14 protein-coding genes and 1 rRNA gene are annotated in these 20195 nt (G+C 70.2%); 13 read left to right on the forward strand and 2 right to left on the reverse strand.

Features of this window, described 5'->3' with window-relative positions; translation table 11 throughout:
* Positions 1–185: 185 nt before the first annotated feature.
* The 3 genes from OG842_RS23945 to OG842_RS23955 all read left to right on the forward strand — a co-directional run bounded on the left by OG842_RS23945 (position 186) and on the right by OG842_RS23955 (position 6102).
* Positions 186–449 (forward strand): WhiB family transcriptional regulator, encoded by a 264-nt coding sequence (locus OG842_RS23945; protein WP_003968728.1) that lies wholly within the window; start codon positions 186–188, stop codon positions 447–449.
* A gap of 302 nt (positions 450–751) precedes the next feature.
* Positions 752–4588, forward strand: coding sequence for a glycosyltransferase (locus OG842_RS23950; protein WP_266732452.1), 3837 nt, complete (start codon positions 752–754; stop codon positions 4586–4588).
* Positions 4585–6102, forward strand: a complete 1518-nt coding sequence (locus OG842_RS23955) for a DUF5719 family protein (RefSeq protein ID WP_266732454.1) — start codon at positions 4585–4587, stop codon at positions 6100–6102. Before OG842_RS23950 ends, OG842_RS23955 begins: the two co-directional genes overlap by 4 nt.
* Before the next feature lie 114 nt (positions 6103–6216).
* Here OG842_RS23955 and OG842_RS23960 read toward each other — a convergent pair whose 3' ends face one another.
* Complete coding sequence (locus OG842_RS23960; RefSeq protein WP_266733789.1) at positions 6217–6645, reverse strand: metallopeptidase family protein; 429 nt, start codon at positions 6643–6645, stop codon at positions 6217–6219.
* Between the two features lie 346 nt (positions 6646–6991).
* Between OG842_RS23960 and OG842_RS23965 the strand changes: the two genes are divergently transcribed.
* The 8 genes from OG842_RS23965 (at position 6992) to OG842_RS24000 (ending at position 15680) form a co-directional block, all read left to right on the forward strand.
* Positions 6992–7369 carry a DUF3499 domain-containing protein gene (locus OG842_RS23965; protein ID WP_266732456.1) on the forward strand — a complete coding sequence of 126 codons (378 nt, stop codon included), beginning with the start codon at positions 6992–6994 and terminating at the stop codon, positions 7367–7369.
* Between the two features lie 62 nt (positions 7370–7431).
* Positions 7432–8823, forward strand: coding sequence for a phosphomannomutase/phosphoglucomutase (locus OG842_RS23970; RefSeq protein ID WP_266732458.1), 1392 nt, complete (start codon positions 7432–7434; stop codon positions 8821–8823).
* Positions 8824–9281: 458 nt separating this feature from the next.
* Positions 9282–9464 carry a Trm112 family protein gene (locus OG842_RS23975; protein WP_266732460.1) on the forward strand — a complete coding sequence of 61 codons (183 nt, stop codon included), beginning with the start codon at positions 9282–9284 and terminating at the stop codon, positions 9462–9464.
* A 75-nt stretch (positions 9465–9539) separates the two neighbouring features.
* Positions 9540–10676: an SIS domain-containing protein gene (locus OG842_RS23980; RefSeq protein WP_266732462.1), complete on the forward strand. Its 1137-nt coding sequence runs from the start codon at positions 9540–9542 to the stop codon at positions 10674–10676.
* 116 nt (positions 10677–10792) lie between these two features.
* Positions 10793–12022: a mannose-6-phosphate isomerase, class I gene (gene manA, locus OG842_RS23985; RefSeq protein WP_266732464.1), complete on the forward strand. Its 1230-nt coding sequence runs from the start codon at positions 10793–10795 to the stop codon at positions 12020–12022.
* 87 nt (positions 12023–12109) lie between these two features.
* Positions 12110–13108: a cation diffusion facilitator family transporter gene (locus OG842_RS23990; RefSeq protein ID WP_266732466.1), complete on the forward strand. Its 999-nt coding sequence runs from the start codon at positions 12110–12112 to the stop codon at positions 13106–13108.
* A gap of 307 nt (positions 13109–13415) precedes the next feature.
* A complete protein-coding gene (gene ahcY, locus OG842_RS23995; protein WP_266732467.1) occupies positions 13416–14873 on the forward strand; it encodes an adenosylhomocysteinase in 1458 nt (485 codons plus the stop codon).
* Positions 14874–15068: 195 nt separating this feature from the next.
* Positions 15069–15680, forward strand: coding sequence for a hypothetical protein (locus OG842_RS24000; protein ID WP_266732469.1), 612 nt, complete (start codon positions 15069–15071; stop codon positions 15678–15680).
* Here OG842_RS24000 and OG842_RS24005 read toward each other — a convergent pair.
* The gene (locus tag OG842_RS24005) at positions 15677–16603 is read right to left on the reverse strand and encodes an RDD family protein (RefSeq protein WP_266732470.1); all 927 of its coding nucleotides are present in this window, start codon (positions 16601–16603) and stop codon (positions 15677–15679) included. The genes OG842_RS24000 and OG842_RS24005 overlap by 4 nt on opposite strands.
* 123 nt (positions 16604–16726) lie before the next feature.
* Between OG842_RS24005 and OG842_RS24010 the strand changes: the two genes are divergently transcribed.
* Positions 16727–17734, forward strand: coding sequence for a stage II sporulation protein M (locus OG842_RS24010; RefSeq protein ID WP_266732472.1), 1008 nt, complete (start codon positions 16727–16729; stop codon positions 17732–17734).
* Positions 17735–18425: 691 nt separating this feature from the next.
* Positions 18426–19951: ribosomal RNA gene (locus OG842_RS24015) — 16S ribosomal RNA — on the forward strand.
* The last annotated feature ends 244 nt before the right edge of the window (positions 19952–20195 follow it).

Genomic DNA, 20195 nt, shown 5'->3' on the forward strand with positions numbered 1-20195 from the left:
TGTCAGGTTTTTGGTGATTTGCACACTTTCCGCATAGGCTTGGTTCCGCAGGGTGAATACCGGGGCCGATAGCAGATCTTCGCTTGACTGGCCTGGAGCTACACACTTGTAATTTCACTCGTGTCGTTCGGCCGCAATCAGTAACGGCCGCATCACGGGACGCAAGAGACAGACGAGGGGCGCACATGACCGAGCTGTTCCAGCAACTGCTGGTCGAGGACGCGGACGAGGAACTCGGCTGGCAGGAGCGCGCACTGTGCGCCCAGACCGATCCCGAGTCCTTCTTCCCCGAGAAGGGCGGATCCACCCGCGAGGCCAAGAAGGTCTGTCTCGCCTGTGAGGTCCGGTCCGAATGCCTTGAATATGCCCTTTCCAATGACGAGCGCTTCGGCATCTGGGGCGGCCTCTCCGAACGTGAACGGCGCCGGCTGAAGAAGGCCGCCATCTGATCCGAGGCCGCCGCCCGACAACCCGGAGACCGCCGCCCGACAACCGGACATCCGGACCACGAACGACCATGGCCCGTCGCCTGCTCCCGGCCCGCAGACGACGGGCCATCGCCGTGCCCGCCGCGGCTCCACCCCCGCCCGGCCACGGCCCCGTTCGAGCGCTCGGCGCCATCGTGGTTATCCGTACCCGTTAGTGTGGGGCCCCGTCCGAGACGCGCCAACGCCCCGACAGGGCGCGCGTGTACACCGATGCAGCCCCCGGGGTGACGCCCCCCGGACCCGGCCGGAGGGCCCGTACCTCGATGTCCGTGCACAGCCAATCGGCGGCGCCGTACGCGGCCGCCGCCACCCCAGAGTTCCCCCGGCACGTCGTCACCGCCGTGCTCGTCTCCCACGACGGCGCACGCTGGCTGCCCGACGCGCTCGCCGGGCTGCTCGGGCAGGAACGCCCCGTACAGAACATCGTCGCCGCCGACACCGGCAGCGCCGACGACTCCGCGCGGCTGGTCACCGAGGCGCTCGGCGCCGAACGGGTCCTGCACCTCGCGCGCCGTACGAGCTTCGGCACCGCCGTCGAAGAGGCGACCCGCACGGCCGGTGTCCTCACCCCCGAGGACCTGCCGTACCTGAAGCGCCCCGGCAGCTGGGACCCCGTCAGCAGGAGCTGGCGCGACGACGCCTACGACCTGCCCGAACTGCCGCACGGCGAACCGGTGCAGTGGCTCTGGCTGCTCCACGACGACTGCGCCCCCGAGCCCGACGCGCTCGCCGAACTGCTGCGCGTCGTCGACGCCGACCCGCACGCCGCGATCATCGGCCCCAAGCTCCGCGGCTGGTACGACCGCAAGCAACTGCTCGAGGTCGGTGTCTCCATCGCCAACAGCGGACGCCGCTGGACCGGACTCGACCGCCGCGAGCAGGACCAGGGCCAGCACGACCAGGTCCGTACCGTGCTCTCCGTCTCCACCGCCGGCATGCTGATCCGCCGTGACATCTGGGAGGAGCTCGGCGGGTTCGACCGCAGGCTCCCCCTGATGCGTGACGACGTCGACCTGTGCTGGCGCGCGCACGTCGCGGGACACCGGGTGCTCGTCGCCCCCGACGCCGTCCTCCGGCACGCCGAGGCATCCGCCCGCGAGCGCCGCCCCATCGACTGCGCGGGGCGCTCCGTCGCCTCACCGCACCGCGTCGACAAGGCCGGCGCCGTCTACACGATGCTGGTCAACGCCCGTGCCAAGGCGCTGCCCTGGGTGATGCTCCGGCTCGTCGTCGGCACCCTGCTGCGCACCCTCGCCTATCTCGTCGGCAAGGTGCCCGGCCAGGCACTCGACGAGGTCGCCGGGTTCTTCGGCACCCTGCTGCGGCCCGGCCGGGTCCTCGCGGCCCGGCGCAGCCGCGGCAAGGGCGCCGTGGACCAGACCGAACTGCGTGGCCTCTTCCCGCCGCCCGGCGCCACCGTCCGCGCCACCGTGGACCAGGTCGCCGGGAACTTCGGCAGCTCCGACGCCGACTCGGGCGGCTCCCGGCACGGCGCCGTGGAGTCCGGCCCCGGCGGCGACGACGCCGACTTCCTGGAGATCGAGCAGTTCGCGCGGCTCAAGCGGATCGGGCGCAAGCCCGGCCCGGTGCTCTTCGCCGTGCTGCTCCTCGTCTCGCTGGTCGCCTGCCGCGGCCTCCTCGGCGGCGGAGCGCTGGCCGGCGGCGCGCTGCTGCCCGCACCTGCCGACGTCTCCGACCTGTGGAGCAAGTACGCGGACGGCTGGCACACGGTCGTCACCGGCGGCACGCAGACCGCGCCGCCGTACCTCGCCGTGATCTCGGCCCTGTCCGCGCTGTTCCTCGGCTCGACCGGCTTCGCGCTCACGCTCCTGCTGGTCTGCTCGGTCCCGCTCGCCGGACTCACCGCCTACTTCGTCTCCCGGCCGCTGCTCGAATCGAGGCTGCTGCGGGCCTGGGCGAGCGTCGCGTACGCCTTCCTGCCCGCCGCGACCGGCGCCCTGGCGACCGGCCGCCTCGGCACCGCCGTACTGGCCGTGCTGCTCCCGCTGATCGCCCGCGCCGCCGTCTCCGCGCACGGCATGCGCGCCGCCGGTGACGCCCGCGGCAGCTGGCGCGCCACCTGGGCGTACACCCTGCTCCTCACCTTCGCGATGGCGTTCACGCCGATCGTGTGGCCGCTCGCCGTGGTCCTCGGCATCGGCGTGCTCGTACTGCGCCGCGACGACATCACCGCGTACGGGCTCCGCTTCCTCGCCGCGATCGGTACCCCGCTGCTCGTCCTCGCGCCCTGGTCGCTCTCGCTGCTCACCAACCCGTCCGGCTTCCTGAAGGAGGCGGGCCTGGACATCGGTACGGGCACGGCCTCCGCATTCGACCTGCTCGGCATCAGCCCCGGCGGCCCCAAGGCCGCGGGGGGAGTGCTGCTGCTGGGCATCGTGCTGGCCGCGCTGGCCGCGCTGCTGCGCGGGGAGCGGCAGTTCGCGGTACGCACCGCGTGGGCGGTCGCGCTCGTGGCACTGGTCTTCGCCGCGCTGGCCAACGGCTCGGGCTGGGCCGGTCCCGCCACCCTCGTCTACGGCATCGCGCTGATCGCCGCCGCACTGGTCGGCGCGGACGGCGCCCGGGTACGCGTCGCCGAGCTCAGCTTCGGCTGGCGGCAGCCGGTCGCCGCACTCATCGCCCTCGCCGCGGGGCTCGCCCCGGCACTGGCCGCCGTGAGCTGGATGATCGGCGGCGCGTCGGGCCCGCTGGAGCGCCGCGACCCGGTGCAGGTGCCCGCGTTCGTTGCGGAGGAGAGCACCACCCGCGACCAGCCGCGCACCCTGGTCCTCGGCGGCACCTCGTCGGCCAGCGTCTCGTACAGCCTGGTACGCGGCTCCGGTGCGCGGCTCGGCGACGCCGAACTGACCGAGGCTGGCGGCAGCAACAGCCACCTCGACAAGGTCGTCGCCAACCTGGTCGCGGGCTCCGGAGCCGACCAGGGCAGCCAGCTCAGCGGCTTCGCGATCCGTTACGTACTGGTCCGCGACGGCGCCCCGAAGCAGATGAGCCGGATCCTCGACGCGACCCCGGGGCTCAGCCGGCTGAGCCAGCTGGACGGCAGCGCGCTGTGGCGGGTCGACCGTCAGGTCGCCCGAGTCATGATCATGCCGTCCGGCACCGACGGGGAACCGCTGCCCGTCGGCTCCCTCCCCGTCGAGGCGCACAGCAAGATCCCGGCGGGCGGCTCCGGCCGCGTGCTGCGGATCGCGGACGCCGCCGACCCCGGCTGGCAGGCCACGCTCGACGGCCGGGCGCTGACCCCGAAGACCGTCGACGGCTGGGCCCAGGGCTTCGAACTCCCCGCCGAGGGCGGCACGCTCGATCTCACGTACGACACCCCGTTCACCCACACCGCCTGGATCTGGACGCAGTCGGCGCTGGCCGTCGTCCTGCTCGTCCTCGCGCTGCCCGGCCGCCGCCGGGAGATCGACGACGACCTGCCCGAGGAGACCGTGACGGTCCCCGCGGAGCCGGTCGCCGGCGAGGGACGACGGGCCCGCAGGCTGCGCGCGGCCGCCCAGGCGGAAGCGGAGGCGGGAGCGGAGGCCGGCCCGGACGGGGAGGCACCGGACGCGCCGGGGCAGTACATCCCGTCGCAGCAGGCGGGGGAGTACGCCCCCGCCCAGCAGGCCCCGGTCCAGCAGGCCCCGGTCCAGCAGATCCCCGAGCAGCAACCGCACCGGGCCGACGACCAGGACGCCTTCGCCCCGCAGGCCGGCGACGGCCAGTACGCGGCCGTGCCGCAGCAGCAGTACGGCGAGCAGCAGCAGTACGGCGAATGGGACGCCCAGCAGTACCAGGACGCCGGCTACCAGCAGTACCAGGAAGGCCAGTACGGCACGCAGCAGGACCACCTCGCCGCCGACCCGTACCAGCAGAACGCCTACGACCCGTACGGCTACGCCCAGCAGCAGTACGACCCCCAGGCCCAGGCCCCGTACGACCCCCAGGCCCACTCCCAGTACGGCCAACAGGCCCAGTACGACCCACAGGGCCACCCGCAGGGCGGGTACGACCCGCAGAACCCCGACGAGAACCCCGCCCCGGGCCAGAACCCGTGGCCGACCGGTAACGCATCGAGAGGCGAGTCCGAGTGAAGTCCACCAGCCTGTCCCTCATCGCGGGCACCGTCGCCCTCGCCGCAGTCACCGGATTCGCCGCGCTCACCGCGCCCGGCGACGGGGGCGAGGCAGAGGCGAAGACCGCCGCACGGCTGCCGGTGGAACGGTCCAGCCTGCTCTGCCCGTCCCCCGGTCTCGCGGACCTCGCGGAGACGACCTACACCTCGTTCACCCCGGCGGGCGGCGGCAGCGGCGGCGAGGCCGGCAAGGCCGAGCTGCAGAAGGCCACCTCCACCACGGCCGACGGCGAGAAGAAGGACGAGAAGAAGAGCGAGAAGAAGGCGGACCCCGGAAAGCCGGTCATCTCGCTCAAGGAGCCCGGCAAACCGGCCATCGCCGAGGAGTCCGGCTCCGGCACCCCCGCACTGGTCGGCACCGCGACCGGCCGGCTGGCCCCCGGCTGGACCACCCAGCAGACCACCATGGTCGAGGCGGGCGGCTCCCGCGGCCTGCTCGGCGTCAGCTGCACCGGCCCCGACACGGACTTCTGGTTCCCGGCCGCGAGCACCGCGAAGTCCCGCGAGGACTACGTCCACCTGACCAACCCGGACGACACCGCGGCCGTCGCCGACATCGAGCTGTACGGCCCCGACGGCTCGCTCAAGTCCGATACCGGCGAGGGCATCACGGTGCCCGCCCGGTCCAGCGTCCCGGTCCTGATCTCCACGCTCACCAGCAAGGCGACCGAGGACGTCACCGTCCACGTCACCACCCGTGCCGGGCGCGTCGGCGCGGTCGTCAGGACCGCGGACGAGAAGACCGGCAGCGACTGGCTGGCCGCCTCCGCCGCCCCGTCGGGCACCCTGGTGCTCCCCGGCATCCCCGCGGACGCCACCTCGGTCCGTCTCGTGGCCTTCGCGACGGGCGACGACGACGCCGATCTGACGGTGAAACTGATCGGCAAGACCGGCGCGATCTCCCCGGTCGGGAACGAGGCCATCCACGTCAAGTCCCGGATGACCGCGGGCGTCGACCTGAAGGACATCACCAAGGGCGAGGCCGGTTCCCTGCTGCTGACCCCGTCCAAGGGAGGGAAGAACCCCCAGGTGGTCGCCGCACTGCGCGTGGTCCGCGGCACCGGCGACAAGCAGGAGGTCGGCTACATCCCGGCGACCGGCCCGGTGGGCGCGCGGGCGACCGTGGCCGACAACCGGGACAAGGGTTCGGTCCTCTCGCTCACCGCGCCGGGGGCCACCGCCACCGTGAAGGTCACCGCGTCGGCAGGCAGCGGGGGCGGCGACCAGACCGTCAAGAAGTACACGGTCAAGGGCGGTACGACGCTGGCGGTCTCCCCGCCCGTACCGTCCGGGCTCAAGGGCGGCTACGCCCTGACGGTCGAGACGGAGTCGGGCGGTCCGGTCCACGCCGCGCGCACGCTCACCGTCACACAGGACGGCATCCAGATGTTCACCGTGCAGACACTGCCGGACGACAACGGAACCGTAGAGGTGCCCACGGCCGAGCAGGACCTGTCGGTCCTCGACGACTGAGCGGGACGGGCGGGGGACCGGACAACGCGCCTACCCCCGTGACGGGCGGGGGACCGGACAACGCACAGCCCCTGCCTACCCGCCCCGCTCACCCGCCCGCCCACCGGGCTCCCGCTACTCCTGCCCGTACCGCGGGTCCACGGACTCCGGAGCGAGCCCGAGCAGCTCCGCGACCTGCTCCACCACGACCTCGTGCACCAACAGGGCGCGCTCGTCGCGGTTCTTCGTACGGATCTCGACGGGCCGCCGGTAGACCACGATCTGCGCGGGCCGGCCCTTCTCCGCCGAGACCGCCCGCCCCAGCGGCACGGTCTCCTCCTGCGTCCCCGGCACGTCGAGCACCATGAAGTCGACGTCGGCCAGCTGCGGCCAGCGCCGCTCCAGCCGTTCCACCGAGTCCTGCACGAGATCGCGGAAGTTCTCCGCCCGGCTGACCGAGAGCGGTACCTGGGGCGGGGCGACGGGCCCCCGCATGCCGCGGCCATGTCGGTCACGACGGCGTGGGCGCGGCTCGGACGGGTGCGGAGGTACGGGACTGTCCATCACTGACGCAGCGTAACCCTCGGCGGGGCAGATGGATCGTCGCCGGCCGACGAGGCATCTTCCGAAGCACCGTCCAAGGCATCGGCATGTCCAATCCTGAACAATCCGGCCAACCAGGGGCACGTTTCAGGACCCGCACCTGACCGTTGATCTCCTGCTGTATGACAGCTTTTGTACCGAGTGGTGACCGGAATCGTTGCCGGTACGACCCGTACTTCCCCCTCCTCCCGCAGGTCAGAAGGAGGGTCCGGAAGGCGTTCGTGCCGGTGGACACAGGGCGACACGGTGGGGTGAGCTGAGGGAGAGTCGTCGCAGCCCGCTCAAGAGTGCGGTACCGTCCAACATCGTGAGCCCTGTACGTCGCTGTTCGCGCACCGCGTGCGGCCGCCCTGCCGTCGCGACACTGACGTACGTCTATGCCGACTCGACTGCGGTCCTCGGCCCGCTCGCCACCTACGCCGAGCCCCACTGCTACGACCTCTGCGCCGAGCACAGTGAGCGGCTGACGGCCCCACGCGGCTGGGAGGTCGTCCGGCTCTCCGACCCCTCCGCGCCCACCCGCCCCAGCGGTGACGACCTCGAAGCGCTCGCCAACGCCGTACGGGAAGCGGCACGGCCGCAGGACCGCGGGGCGGACGGCCGCAGCGGCGGTCCGCACGCCGCCGATCCGATGCAGGTCGCGCGCCGCGGCCACCTGCGGGTGCTGCGCTCACCGGACTCCTGAGCTCGGGCACGAGCCCTCCGGGTAGTTTGGGCGGTCCGCAGAAATCTCAGGAGGACCGGCCCGTGGCTGCTGATCTGTCGCAGATCGTGAAGGCGTACGACGTGCGCGGAGTGGTGCCCGATCAGTGGGACGAAGCGCTGGCCGAGCAGTTCGGGGCGGCGTTCGTCGAGGTGACGGACGCGGACGCGATCGTGATCGGCCACGACATGCGGCCCTCGTCGCCCGGCCTCTCGGGGGCTTTCGCACGCGGAGCCGCGTCGCGCGGCGCGGACGTCACACTCATCGGCCTCTGCTCGACCGACCAGCTGTACTTCGCCTCGGGCAGCCTGGGCCTCCCCGGCGCGATGTTCACCGCGTCGCACAACCCGGCGCAGTACAACGGCATCAAGCTCTGCCGGGCGGGCGCCGCACCCGTGGGCCAGGACACCGGGCTCCTGGAGATCCGGGCCCTGATCGAGAAGTGGTCCGAGACCGGCGCCCCGCAGCCGGTCGCCGCCCCCGGCACCGTCACCGAGCGCGACACGCTGGCCGACTACGCGGCCCACCTGCTGTCCCTGGTCGATCTGACAGCCGTCCGGCCGCTGAAGGTCGTCGTCGACGCGGGCAACGGCATGGGCGGCCACACCGTCCCCACCGTCTTCGCGAACCTTCCCGTTGACCTCGTACCGATGTACTTCGAACTCGACGGCACGTTCCCCAACCACGAGGCCAACCCCCTCGACCCGAAGAACCTCGTCGACCTCCAGGCCCGGGTCGTGGCCGAGGGCGCCGACCTGGGCCTCGCCTTCGACGGCGACGCGGACCGCTGCTTCGTGGTCGATGAGCGCGGCGAGGGCGTCTCGCCGTCCGCGATCACCGCACTGGTCGCGGCCCGGGAACTCGCCCGCAACGGCGGCAAGGGCACCGTCATCCACAACCTGATCACCTCCCTCTCGGTCCCCGAGGTCGTCCGCGAGAACGGCGGCACACCGGTCCGTACCCGAGTGGGCCACTCCTTCATCAAGGCGGAGATGGCCGAGCACGGCGCGATCTTCGGCGGCGAGCACTCCGCGCACTACTACTTCCGCGACTTCTGGAACGCCGATACGGGCATGCTCGCCGCGCTCCATGTCCTGGCCGCGCTGGGCGGTCAGCCGGGCCCCCTGTCCGAACTGGTCGCCCGCTACGACCGCTACGCCGGCTCGGGCGAGATCAACTCCACGGTCGCCGACCAGAAGGCCCGCACAGCAGCGGTACGCGCATCCTTCGAGACCCGCACCGGCGTCACGACCGACGACCTGGACGGCCTGACGGTCACGACCCCCGACTGGTGGTTCAACCTCCGGGCCTCCAACACGGAACCCTTGCTGCGCCTGAACGTGGAAGCCCGCGACGAACGGACGATGGCAGCGGTACGGGACGAGGTCCTGACCCTGATCCGAACCCCGGACTCCCCTGACACACCAACCGTCTAGGGCACCCACCCCACCCGACCCCGGCCCGTCCGACACGGCTTCCGGCCGTTCCGGCACGCATTCCAGCCCTTCCCGGCCGCTCGGGCGCCCGCCCCAGCCCTGCCAGCACCCAATCCCAGTCCCTCCGGCACGCATTCCAGCCCTTCCGGCGCTTGAGGAGCAGGGGTTCCGGGGGCGGAGCCCCCGAGTTCGCCCCGGTCCGTCCGGCGCCACTGCGCCCGGCCGGCATATTCCAGCCCCTCCGGCGTTTGAGGAGCGGGGTCCGGGGCAGCGCCCCGGTTACGGGAAGGGGCGGGGAGGGGAACAGGCCCGCCGCAGGCGCCCCCCGCACCCGCACCCGCACTTCACCTCCACACCCCACCCCCAACCTCACCCCCGCCCCCGGGCCCCCGGGGCCCGCCCCGCCCCCCGGCGGTAGGCTGACGTCGCCTGATCCGTAGCCCGAAGGGACCCACCCCATGCCGCTCGAAGCCGGCCTCCTGGAGATCTTGGCCTGCCCGGCCTGCCACTCCCCGCTCGACGACCGGACGGCGGCCGACACCCCCGAACTGGTCTGCACCGGCAAGGACTGCGCCCTGGCCTACCCGGTGCGGGACGGCATCCCCGTCCTGCTCGTCGACGAGGCCCGCCGCCCCGAGTAACGGCGTACGGGCGCACGAACGCCCACCGCCCCGCACCCCGCACGGTGATCAGCACGTGATCGGAGGACCGTCCCCATGCTCGACGAGTCGCTGCTCGATGCCCCGGAAGCCCTGGCCCGAGCCGACCGCCGCGGCCTGCTCCGCGGTGCCGCCGAGGCCGGGGCCCGGGTCCGTACCGCCGCCCGCCACGCCGCCGAGGCGGGCATCGCCGAACTGAACCCGGAGGGCCGCCCCCGCGCCGTGCTGGTCGCCGGCTCCGGCACCGCCGCGTCCGGCGTCGCCGACCTGATCACCGCCCTGGCGGGCGCCTCCGCACCCGTCACCCGCATCCACCCCACCGGGGTCGCCCCCGCCGCGGGCGCGATGCGCTGGGCCCTGCCCGGCTGGGCCGGCTCCGTGGACCTGCTGCTGATCGTCACGGCCGACGGCTCCGAGCCGGGCCTCGCCCTCCTCGCCGAACAGGCGTACCGCCGAGGCTGCAGCATCGTCGCCGTCGCCCCCCACCAGTCACCGCTGCGCGAGGCGATCGACGGGGCGCACGGGCTCGTCGTGCCGATGGCCTCCGCCCCGCACGGCGAGTACGACGCCGAGACCTCGGCCGCAGGCCCCGGCACCCTCTGGGCCCTGTTCACCCCGCTGCTCGCGCTGCTGGACCGGGTCGGCCTGCTCACCGCGCCCGCCGAGGCACTGCAGAGCGTCGCCGACCGCCTGGACCGCACCGCGGAACTCTGCGGTCCGGCCATCGCCACGTACAGCAACCCGGCCAAGACCCTCGCGGCCGAACTCGCCGACAGCCTGCCCCTGATCTGGACCGAGGGCGAAGCCGCCGCCCCCGTCGGCCGCAGATTCGCCGCCGTCCTGGCCGAGCTGTCCGGCCGCCCGGCCCTCGCCGCCGAACTGCCCGAGGCGCTGCCCGTGCACGGCGCGATGCTGGCGGGCACATTCGCCGCCGGGGCCGACCCCGACGACTTCTTCCGCGACCGGGTCGACGAGCCGGAGCCGCTGCACGCCCGCGTCGTACTGCTCCGCGACCGTCCCACCGGCGGCCTGAGCGCGGCCCCCGCCGCCCGCGAACTGGCTCTCGGCCACGACACTGCGATCAGTGAACTCGAACCGGAGGAGGGCACCGAACTCGAAGCCCTCGCCGAACTGCTCGCGGTCACCGACTTCGCCGCCGTCTACCTGGCACTGGCATCGGCAACCGGCGCCTGACCAAGACCGCACCGCACCCCGAGGCCCTCCACCGCACCCTCACCAGAACCCCGGCCCCACCAGAGCCGACCAGAGCACCGCACCCCCGATCCACGCACCTCACAAGGACGAAGACCATGGACCGGCTCTCCAACACCGTGCGCCCTTACGCCTGGGGCTCCACCACCGCCATCCCCGAACTGCTCGGCATCGCCCCCACCGGCGAACCCCAGGCCGAGATGTGGATGGGAGCCCACCCCGGCGCCCCCTCGCTCCTCACCCGCACAACCGGCACCGCCACAGCCACCGGCACCGCCACAGCCACCGGCACCGGCACCGGCACCGGCGAGGGAGGCTCCCAACAACCCCTCACCGACGTCATCGCCGCCGACCCCGAGCGCGAACTGGGCCGGGCCACCGTCGAGAAGTTCGGCCCCCGCCTCCCCTTCCTCCTCAAACTGCTCGCCGCCGGCGCCCCCCTCTCCCTCCAGGTCCACCCCGACCGCGCGCAGGCCGAGCGGGGTTACGAGGACGAGGAGCGCCGGTCCGTCCCGATCGACGCGCCCCACCGCACGTACAAGGACGCCAACCACAAGCCCGAACTGATCTGCGCGCTCACCCCCTTCGCCGGTCTGTGCGGCTTCCGCCCGCCCACCGAGGCGGCCGAGGCGATTGCGGCGCTCGGCGTCGACGCGCTCAAGCCGTACGTCGACCTGCTCGGCGCCCACCCGGAAGAGGCCGCCCTGCGCGAGGTCCTCACCGCGATCCTCGGCGCCGACCCCGCGGAGATGGCCGAAACGGTGCACCTGGCCGCGGCCGCCGCCGAACGCCTCGGCGGCGCCCACGCCCCGTACGCCCGGATCGCCCACCACTTCCCCGGCGACCCCGGCGTCATCGCGGCGATGCTGCTGAACTACGTGGAGCTCCAACCCGGTGAAGCCCTGTTCCTCGGCGCGGGCGTCCCGCACGCCTACCTGGACGGCCTCGGCGTCGAGATCATGGCCAACTCGGACAACGTGCTGCGCTGCGGACTCACGCCCAAGCACATCGACGTACCCGAACTGCTGCGCATCGTCCGCTTCGAGGCGACCGAGCCCGGCGTCCTGCGCCCCGAGGCCTCACCGTCCGGCGAGGAGCTGTACGAGACGCCCGTGGACGAATTCCGGCTCTCCCGCTTCGACCTCTCGCCCGGCGCCGCCCCCGTCGACCTGACCAGGGACACTCCGCAGATCCTGCTCTGCACCGGAGGAGCCCCGAAGGCCGGCGAATTCGACCTCACCCCCGGTGCCTCCGTGTTCGTACCCTCCGGCGAAAAGGTCGAAGTGTCCGGTACCGGCGCTCTGTTCCGCGCCACAGTGGTGGCCTGACGTACCGTCCGCACCAGCGACTGCAACAATGTCCGGCCGTACCGCGGCGCCAGGGCCGCAGCACCGAAGAAGGGACACCAGGCACCCATGAGTGCGTCAGGCGGAACCAAGGCGATCGTGGCGGCACTCGGCGCCAACCTCGCGATCGCAGTGGCCAAATTCGTGGCGTTCCTGTTCAGTGGCTCGTCGTCGATGCTCGCGGAGAGCGTCCACTCGGTCGCCGACTCGGGCAACCAGGGGCTGCTGCTGCTCGGCGGCAAGAAGGCCCAGCGCGAAGCCACCCCCCAGCACCCCTTCGGCTACGGCCGCGAGCGCTACATCTACGCGTTCCTCGTCTCCATCGTCCTCTTCTCGGTCGGTGGCATGTTCGCGGTGTACGAGGGCTACGAGAAGATCAAGCACCCGCACGAGATCGAGGCCTGGTACTGGCCGGTCGGTGTGCTGGTCTTCGCGATCATCGCCGAGGGCTTCTCCTTCCGCACGGCCATCAAGGAGTCCAACGAGACCCGCGGATCGCTCTCCTGGAAGGAGTTCATCCGCCGCGCGAAGGCCCCCGAACTCCCCGTCGTGCTCCTGGAGGACTTCGGTGCGCTGATCGGTCTGGTACTCGCCCTCGCGGGCGTCGGCCTGGCCCTCGGGACCGGCAACGGCGTCTGGGACGGCATCGGCACCCTCTGCATCGGTGTCCTGCTGATCGTCATCGCGATCGTGCTCGCCGCCGAGACGAAGTCCCTCCTGCTCGGCGAGGCGGCCGGCGCCGACCAGGTCGAGAAGATCAAGGCGGCGGTCGTCGACGGCGACACGGTCACCGGCATCATCCACATGCGTACGCTCCACCTCGGCCCGGAGGAACTGCTCGTCGCCGCCAAGATCGCGGTGCAGCACGACGACACGGCCACCGAGGTCGCCAACGCCATCAACGCCGCCGAGAGCCGGATCCGTGAGGCGGTCCCGATCGCCCGGGTCATCTACCTGGAACCGGACATCTACAGCGAGGCCGCCGCCGCGGCGGGCATCAACCCCGGCAAGGCCCCGGGCGGAGCCCCCGGCGACACCCCGGACACCCCGACGGAATCCGGCCACTGACCATCCCCTCCACTCGCCTCCCTCCCGCTCCCGGCATGTCGTCCGACCGCATCCCAACAGCATCCCGACCGCTCCCCGGCCACGTTTCGGCTCGGGGTGGACTGGGAGCGACTGGGCCGATCGGTGTAGATTCGACGGCAGTGTCAGACGTCGCTGCTGATGGCGGTCGATCGGTCCATACGCGCGGACCGGCCGAGGGAGAGAGGGCCTCCGACGGACTGCGCTGCGAGCGTCCGGGCATTCGTGTGCCCGCCGCCGCAGAGCCATCCGTGCCCCACCTCGACCCCATTACGAGGAGCAGCCCGTTATGACGACGGTCGCCAATCGACAGGACTTCAAGGTCGCCGACCTCTCCCTCGCGGTGTTCGGCCGCAAGGAGATCACCCTCGCCGAGCACGAGATGCCCGGCCTGATGTCGATCCGCAAGGAGTACGCCGCCACGCAGCCGCTGGCCGGCGCCCGCATCACCGGTTCGCTGCACATGACCGTGCAGACGGCCGTGCTGATCGAGACCCTGGTCGCCCTCGGCGCCGAGGTCCGCTGGGCCTCCTGCAACATCTTCTCCACCCAGGACCACGCCGCCGCGGCCATCGCCGTCGGCCCGAACGGCACCCCGGACGCCCCGGCGGGCGTCCCGGTCTTCGCCTGGAAGGGTGAGACGCTGGAGGAGTACTGGTGGTGCACGGAGCAGGCCCTGACCTGGCCGAACACCCCCACCGGCGGCCCGAACATGATCCTCGACGACGGTGGTGACGCCACCCTCCTCGTCCACAAGGGCGTCGAGTTCGAGAAGGCCGGTGCGGCCCCGGACCCGTCGACCGCGGACAGCGAGGAGTACGCCCACATCCTCACCCTGCTGAACCGCACCCTCGGCGAGTCCCCGCAGAAGTGGACCCAGCTGGCGTCCGAGATCCGCGGTGTCACCGAGGAGACCACGACCGGTGTGCACCGGCTGTACGAGATGCACCGCGACGGCACCCTCCTCTTCCCGGCGATCAACGTCAACGACGCGGTCACCAAGTCCAAGTTCGACAACAAGTACGGCTGCCGCCACTCGCTGATCGACGGCATCAACCGCGCCACCGACGTCCTGATCGGTGGCAAGACCGCCGTCGTCTGCGGCTACGGCGACGTGGGCAAGGGCTGCGCGGAGTCCCTGCGCGGCCAGGGCGCCCGGGTCATCGTCACGGAGATCGACCCGATCTGCGCCCTGCAGGCGGCGATGGACGGCTACCAGGTCGCCACCCTCGACGATGTCGTCGGCCAGGCCGACATCTTCGTCACGACGACGGGCAACAAGGACATCATCATGGCCGCCGACATGGCCAAGATGAAGCACCAGGCCATCGTCGGGAACATCGGCCACTTCGACAACGAGATCGACATGGCCGGCCTGGCCCAGATCGACGGCATCGTCAAGGACGAGGTCAAGCCGCAGGTCCACACCTGGACGTTCCCCGACGGCAAGGTCCTCATCGTGCTCTCCGAGGGCCGCCTGCTGAACCTGGGCAACGCCACCGGTCACCCCTCGTTCGTCATGTCCAACTCGTTCGCGGACCAGACCCTGGCCCAGATCGAGCTGTTCACCAAGCCCGAGGAGTACCCGACCGACGTCTACGTGCTGCCCAAGCACCTGGACGAGAAGGTCGCCCGTCTCCACCTCGACGCACTCGGCGTGAAGCTCACGACGCTCCGCCCCGAGCAGGCCGCGTACATCGGTGTCGAGGTCGACGGCCCGTACAAGCCCGACCACTACCGCTACTGATCCGTACCGATCCCGCCCGTCAGCGACCGCGCACGTCACCACCGGTCAGTGACGACCGGCCGCTGGCAGACGGAACAGACTGACAGACGGAACAGCTTCAGCAGCAGCTACGAGCGCAGGCCCCCGCACCCCCGTGTCGGGGGCCTGCGTTCGTACCGCGCCGCCCGCTCAGCCCGAGGAACCCCGAAGGACCCCATGCCCCGCGGCCGATATTCGCTCCACGATCCCCACGATCACACCCCCCTCGGCGAAGAACACTTCCAATGCGCACCCGGTCCCTCCGGCTGGCGCTACCTCTCCCGGACCACCACCCCCTCCGGTGACCACCTCGGCTCCGTCGACCTCACCCTCGACGAACTGGGCCGTCCCATCCGCCTCGAACTCCACGCCGCGAGCTGGCAGGTCCGCGGCGCCGCCCTCGAAGGCGTCACCTGGGTCCGTACCGATCCGACCGGCACTCATGCCACCGAAGGCAATGTTCGCGCCCACGCCTTCACCGGCACATCCCCCGCATTCCTCATCGCGACCGCACGACTGCTGCGCCTCACCCCCGATTCCCCCGCGACCCGCGTCCGCCTCGTCGCCTTCACGGACCCGGTCCTCGCCCCCCGCACCGTCGATCAGTCCTGGGCCCTGGTGAACAGTGAGGCGCACGCCACTGACAACGGCCCCCTGACCGTGGACGAATACCAGGTCAGCGCCCTGGACACCGGCGAGCAGCACACCGTCCACATCGCCGGCGACGTGGTCCTCGCAGCCCCGGGCATCGAGCTCGAAGACCTGGACTCCCCGCCCTCACCGCTCTAGGCAGGCGGCGCGAACCCCGTGGCAGCAGGCGGCACCCGACCACCCTCCGCCCCCGGGGCCGGCAAAGGAGTACCCGCCTCGGCAGCCCCCACGAAAGGCACAGCCCCCACCGGAGCCCCGCTCACCGACCGCCCGGCCTCCCCCTCCGGACCACCACGAGCAGCCCCGTCCTGAGCGGCAACGAACACCCGCCGCGCATCCCGCGCCTGCCGCTCGTTCACCACCGCCGCCAGATACGCCCCGGCCGGCACCCCCTCCGGCGTCGGGACCCCGGTCCGCTCCGCCAACTCCCCGGCCAGCCGCTCCGCCATCGACCACCCCACCTGAGCATCGAGCTGATGCATACGGGTCAGGTACTGCCGCACCGCCGACCAAAGGGACTCCGGCACCGCCGACAGATCCAGTCCCGCGAACCGCCCGACCAACCACGGCGGCGGAGGCGGCACGGCCGCCGCCCGCCCCGCGGGCACCCGTTCCCGCACGACGAGCGTCCCCGCGAACACATCCCCGAGCCGCCGGCCCCGCGCCGACACCAGCGAGGCGATGCACGCGACGACCCCGAACGTCATCAGGATCTCGACGACCCCCATGGCCCCACGCACCAGCGCATGCCGGAACCGGATCGGCCCCCCGTCGTCCCGCACCACCCGCAGCCCGCACGCCAGCTTCCCCAGCGAACGCCCGTGGCTGAGCGTCTCCACCGCGATGGGCCCGCCCACCAGCACCAGCAGGAAGGCCGCCACGGACACAGCCGCGAGTGCCGCTTCGTCCAGCGTCGCCGTCGCGATGGCCAGCCCGATCGACACCAGGACGAACGCCGCCCCCACCACGGCAAGATCGATGGCCAACGCCAGCGCCCGACTCGGAAGTTTCGCCGGCCGCAGCCCCAGCACGACCGCGTCCCCGGTCACGAGCTCACTCATCGCCACCCCACCCTTCGCCGATCATCCCTGCCCCTCGGGGCCTCAGTCTGCCAAGCTGACCGGCAGCGCGCCGCCGCCGTAGTACGAACCCGTACGCACCCATGCCTGGAGCAGCAGCCGACCATGGATCTCGATGTCTTCGTGACCGCCCACCGCACCGAGTGGGACCGCCTGGACCATCTCCTGCAGCGAGGGCGCCGGCTCACCGGCACGGAAGCCGACGAACTCGTCGAGCTCTACCAGCGCACGGCCACCCATCTCTCGCTCCTCCAGTCCGGAACCCCTGACCCGATGCTCACGGCACGCCTCACCCAACTCGTGGCCCGTGCCCGAGCCACGGTCACCGGCACCCGCCGAGCCTCCTGGCGCGACGCCACCCGCTTTCTCACCGTCGGCTTTCCCGCCGCCGTCTACCGGTCCAGGCACTGGTGGATACCCACCGCGGTTCTCTCCACGCTGCTGGCGGCAGTCATCGGCTGGTGGATCGGCACGCATCCGGAAGTCCAGTCGGCCATCGCGGCCCCGGAGGACCTCCGCCGCATGACCGGCCCGGGCGGGGAGTACGAGACGTACTACTCCAGCCACCCGGCCGCGTCGTTCGCCGCCCAGGTGTGGACGAACAATGCCCAGGCCGCAGCCATGTGCCTCGTCCTGGGAGCGTTCCTCTGCATCCCGGTGATCTGGATCCTGTTCGCCAACGTGCTCAACCTCGCGGTCGGCATCGGCCTGATGTCCTCAGCCGGCCGGCTCGACACCTTCCTGGGGCTGATCCTCCCGCACGGCCTGCTCGAACTCACCGCAGTCTTCGTTGCCGCGGGTACGGGCCTGCGCCTCGGCTGGACGGTCATCGACCCGGGCCCGACCAGCCGGCGCTCAGCCCTCGCGCAACAGGGCCGTGCCGCGATCGGCATGGCCATCGGCCTCGCGCTGGTCCTGTTCGTCTCCGGCCTCATCGAAGGCTTCGTCACCCCGTCCGGCGTCCCGACCTGGGGGCGCATCACCATCGGCATCGCGGCCGAGCTGGCCTTCCTTGCCTACGTCTACATCCTGGGCGGCCGAGCCGCGCGAGCCGGAGACGCCGGAGATGTCGATCCCACGGAACGAAGCGCCGAACTCCCGGTGGCCGCCTGATGTGCGCGCGACCCCGCTGACCTGCTAGTCTCCTCCTCGCCCCAGAAAGCCATTGACATGGCCGACACGGGGAGGTAGATTTTAACGGTTGCCTCGGACTGGACATGTCCGGGCCCAGCAGCTAGCATCTATCTCGCTCTCACCGGAAATCGAATTTCCGCAGAGCCATTGATTCCTTCCTCTGAATCACGAAGCCGATTTTTCGGTCGAATGTTTCTGATAAAGTCGAATCAGCCGAAAGGCAAAGACCACTCCAACGGTCACCGGAATTCAGATTCGAACCGGAAACGGAACGAAAAAGAGTCTGGTAAGGTTGGACTCGCCGGAAAGGGAAACGCGAAAGCGAAGAACTGGAAAGCGAAAAGCAGGATCCCGCTTCGACCGGGAATCGGACACGAAAGAGTCTGATAGAGTCGGAAACGCAAGACCGAAGGGAAAAGCCCGGAGGAAAGCCCGAGAGGGTGAGTACAAAGGAAGCGTCCGTTCCTTGAGAACTCAACAGCGTGCCAAAAGTCAACGCCAGATATGTTGATACCCCGGCCTGCTTCGGCAGGTTGGAGGTTCCTTTGAAAGTCCCGCGAGGTCACTGACCTGGTGGGCAATTTACACAGCGAGGACGCTGTGAACGACCGGTCTTATTCCGTCCGGTCGTTCCGCTCTCGTGTTGTGTTGTCCCGATCACGGGAAAACATTCACGGAGAGTTTGATCCTGGCTCAGGACGAACGCTGGCGGCGTGCTTAACACATGCAAGTCGAACGATGAAGCCCTTCGGGGTGGATTAGTGGCGAACGGGTGAGTAACACGTGGGCAATCTGCCCTTCACTCTGGGACAAGCCCTGGAAACGGGGTCTAATACCGGATAACACTCTGTCCCGCATGGGACGGGGTTGAAAGCTCCGGCGGTGAAGGATGAGCCCGCGGCCTATCAGCTTGTTGGTGGGGTGATGGCCTACCAAGGCGACGACGGGTAGCCGGCCTGAGAGGGCGACCGGCCACACTGGGACTGAGACACGGCCCAGACTCCTACGGGAGGCAGCAGTGGGGAATATTGCACAATGGGCGAAAGCCTGATGCAGCGACGCCGCGTGAGGGATGACGGCCTTCGGGTTGTAAACCTCTTTCAGCAGGGAAGAAGCGAGAGTGACGGTACCTGCAGAAGAAGCGCCGGCTAACTACGTGCCAGCAGCCGCGGTAATACGTAGGGCGCAAGCGTTGTCCGGAATTATTGGGCGTAAAGAGCTCGTAGGCGGCTTGTTGCGTCGGTTGTGAAAGCCCGGGGCTTAACCCCGGGTCTGCAGTCGATACGGGCAGGCTAGAGTGTGGTAGGGGAGATCGGAATTCCTGGTGTAGCGGTGAAATGCGCAGATATCAGGAGGAACACCGGTGGCGAAGGCGGATCTCTGGGCCATTACTGACGCTGAGGAGCGAAAGCGTGGGGAGCGAACAGGATTAGATACCCTGGTAGTCCACGCCGTAAACGTTGGGAACTAGGTGTTGGCGACATTCCACGTCGTCGGTGCCGCAGCTAACGCATTAAGTTCCCCGCCTGGGGAGTACGGCCGCAAGGCTAAAACTCAAAGGAATTGACGGGGGCCCGCACAAGCAGCGGAGCATGTGGCTTAATTCGACGCAACGCGAAGAACCTTACCAAGGCTTGACATACACCGGAAAGCATCAGAGATGGTGCCCCCCTTGTGGTCGGTGTACAGGTGGTGCATGGCTGTCGTCAGCTCGTGTCGTGAGATGTTGGGTTAAGTCCCGCAACGAGCGCAACCCTTGTTCTGTGTTGCCAGCATGCCCTTCGGGGTGATGGGGACTCACAGGAGACTGCCGGGGTCAACTCGGAGGAAGGTGGGGACGACGTCAAGTCATCATGCCCCTTATGTCTTGGGCTGCACACGTGCTACAATGGCCGGTACAATGAGCTGCGATGCCGCGAGGCGGAGCGAATCTCAAAAAGCCGGTCTCAGTTCGGATTGGGGTCTGCAACTCGACCCCATGAAGTCGGAGTTGCTAGTAATCGCAGATCAGCATTGCTGCGGTGAATACGTTCCCGGGCCTTGTACACACCGCCCGTCACGTCACGAAAGTCGGTAACACCCGAAGCCGGTGGCCCAACCCCTTGTGGGAGGGAGCTGTCGAAGGTGGGACTGGCGATTGGGACGAAGTCGTAACAAGGTAGCCGTACCGGAAGGTGCGGCTGGATCACCTCCTTTCTAAGGAGCATTTCTTACCGGGCTTGCCTGGTCAGAGGCCACTACGTCGGCAAATGTTCGACGGTGGTTGCTCATGGGTGGAACGTTGACTATTCGGCACGACAGGTTGTTTTTCACTAGTACTGCTTCGGCGTGGAACGTGGGGGACGGCAGGTCGGGTCGGGCACGTTGTTGGGTATCTGAGGGTACGGCCGTGATGGTCGCCTTCAGTTGCCGGCCCCAGTGAACCTGTTCTTCGGAGCGG

Source organism: Streptomyces sp. NBC_00376, from assembly GCF_036077095.1.
Classification (GTDB): Bacteria; Actinomycetota; Actinomycetes; order Streptomycetales; family Streptomycetaceae; genus Streptomyces.

Excerpts from the sequence above, each read along its gene's own strand:
- ahcY (WP_266732467.1), top strand. The coding sequence starts at position 13,416 with ATGACGACGGTCGCCAATCGACAGGACTTCAAGGTCGCCGACCTCTCC.
- OG842_RS24000 (WP_266732469.1), top strand. The coding sequence starts at position 15,069 with ATGCCCCGCGGCCGATATTCGCTCCACGATCCCCACGATCACACCCCC.
- OG842_RS24005 (WP_266732470.1), bottom strand. The coding sequence starts at position 16,603 with ATGAGTGAGCTCGTGACCGGGGACGCGGTCGTGCTGGGGCTGCGGCCG.
- OG842_RS23950 (WP_266732452.1), top strand. The coding sequence starts at position 752 with ATGTCCGTGCACAGCCAATCGGCGGCGCCGTACGCGGCCGCCGCCACC.
- OG842_RS23975 (WP_266732460.1), top strand. The coding sequence starts at position 9,282 with ATGCCGCTCGAAGCCGGCCTCCTGGAGATCTTGGCCTGCCCGGCCTGC.
- OG842_RS23990 (WP_266732466.1), top strand. The coding sequence starts at position 12,110 with ATGAGTGCGTCAGGCGGAACCAAGGCGATCGTGGCGGCACTCGGCGCC.
- manA (WP_266732464.1), top strand. The coding sequence starts at position 10,793 with ATGGACCGGCTCTCCAACACCGTGCGCCCTTACGCCTGGGGCTCCACC.
- OG842_RS23960 (WP_266733789.1), bottom strand. The coding sequence starts at position 6,645 with ATGGACAGTCCCGTACCTCCGCACCCGTCCGAGCCGCGCCCACGCCGT.
- OG842_RS23945 (WP_003968728.1), top strand. The coding sequence starts at position 186 with ATGACCGAGCTGTTCCAGCAACTGCTGGTCGAGGACGCGGACGAGGAA.
- OG842_RS24010 (WP_266732472.1), top strand. The coding sequence starts at position 16,727 with ATGGATCTCGATGTCTTCGTGACCGCCCACCGCACCGAGTGGGACCGC.
- OG842_RS23980 (WP_266732462.1), top strand. The coding sequence starts at position 9,540 with ATGCTCGACGAGTCGCTGCTCGATGCCCCGGAAGCCCTGGCCCGAGCC.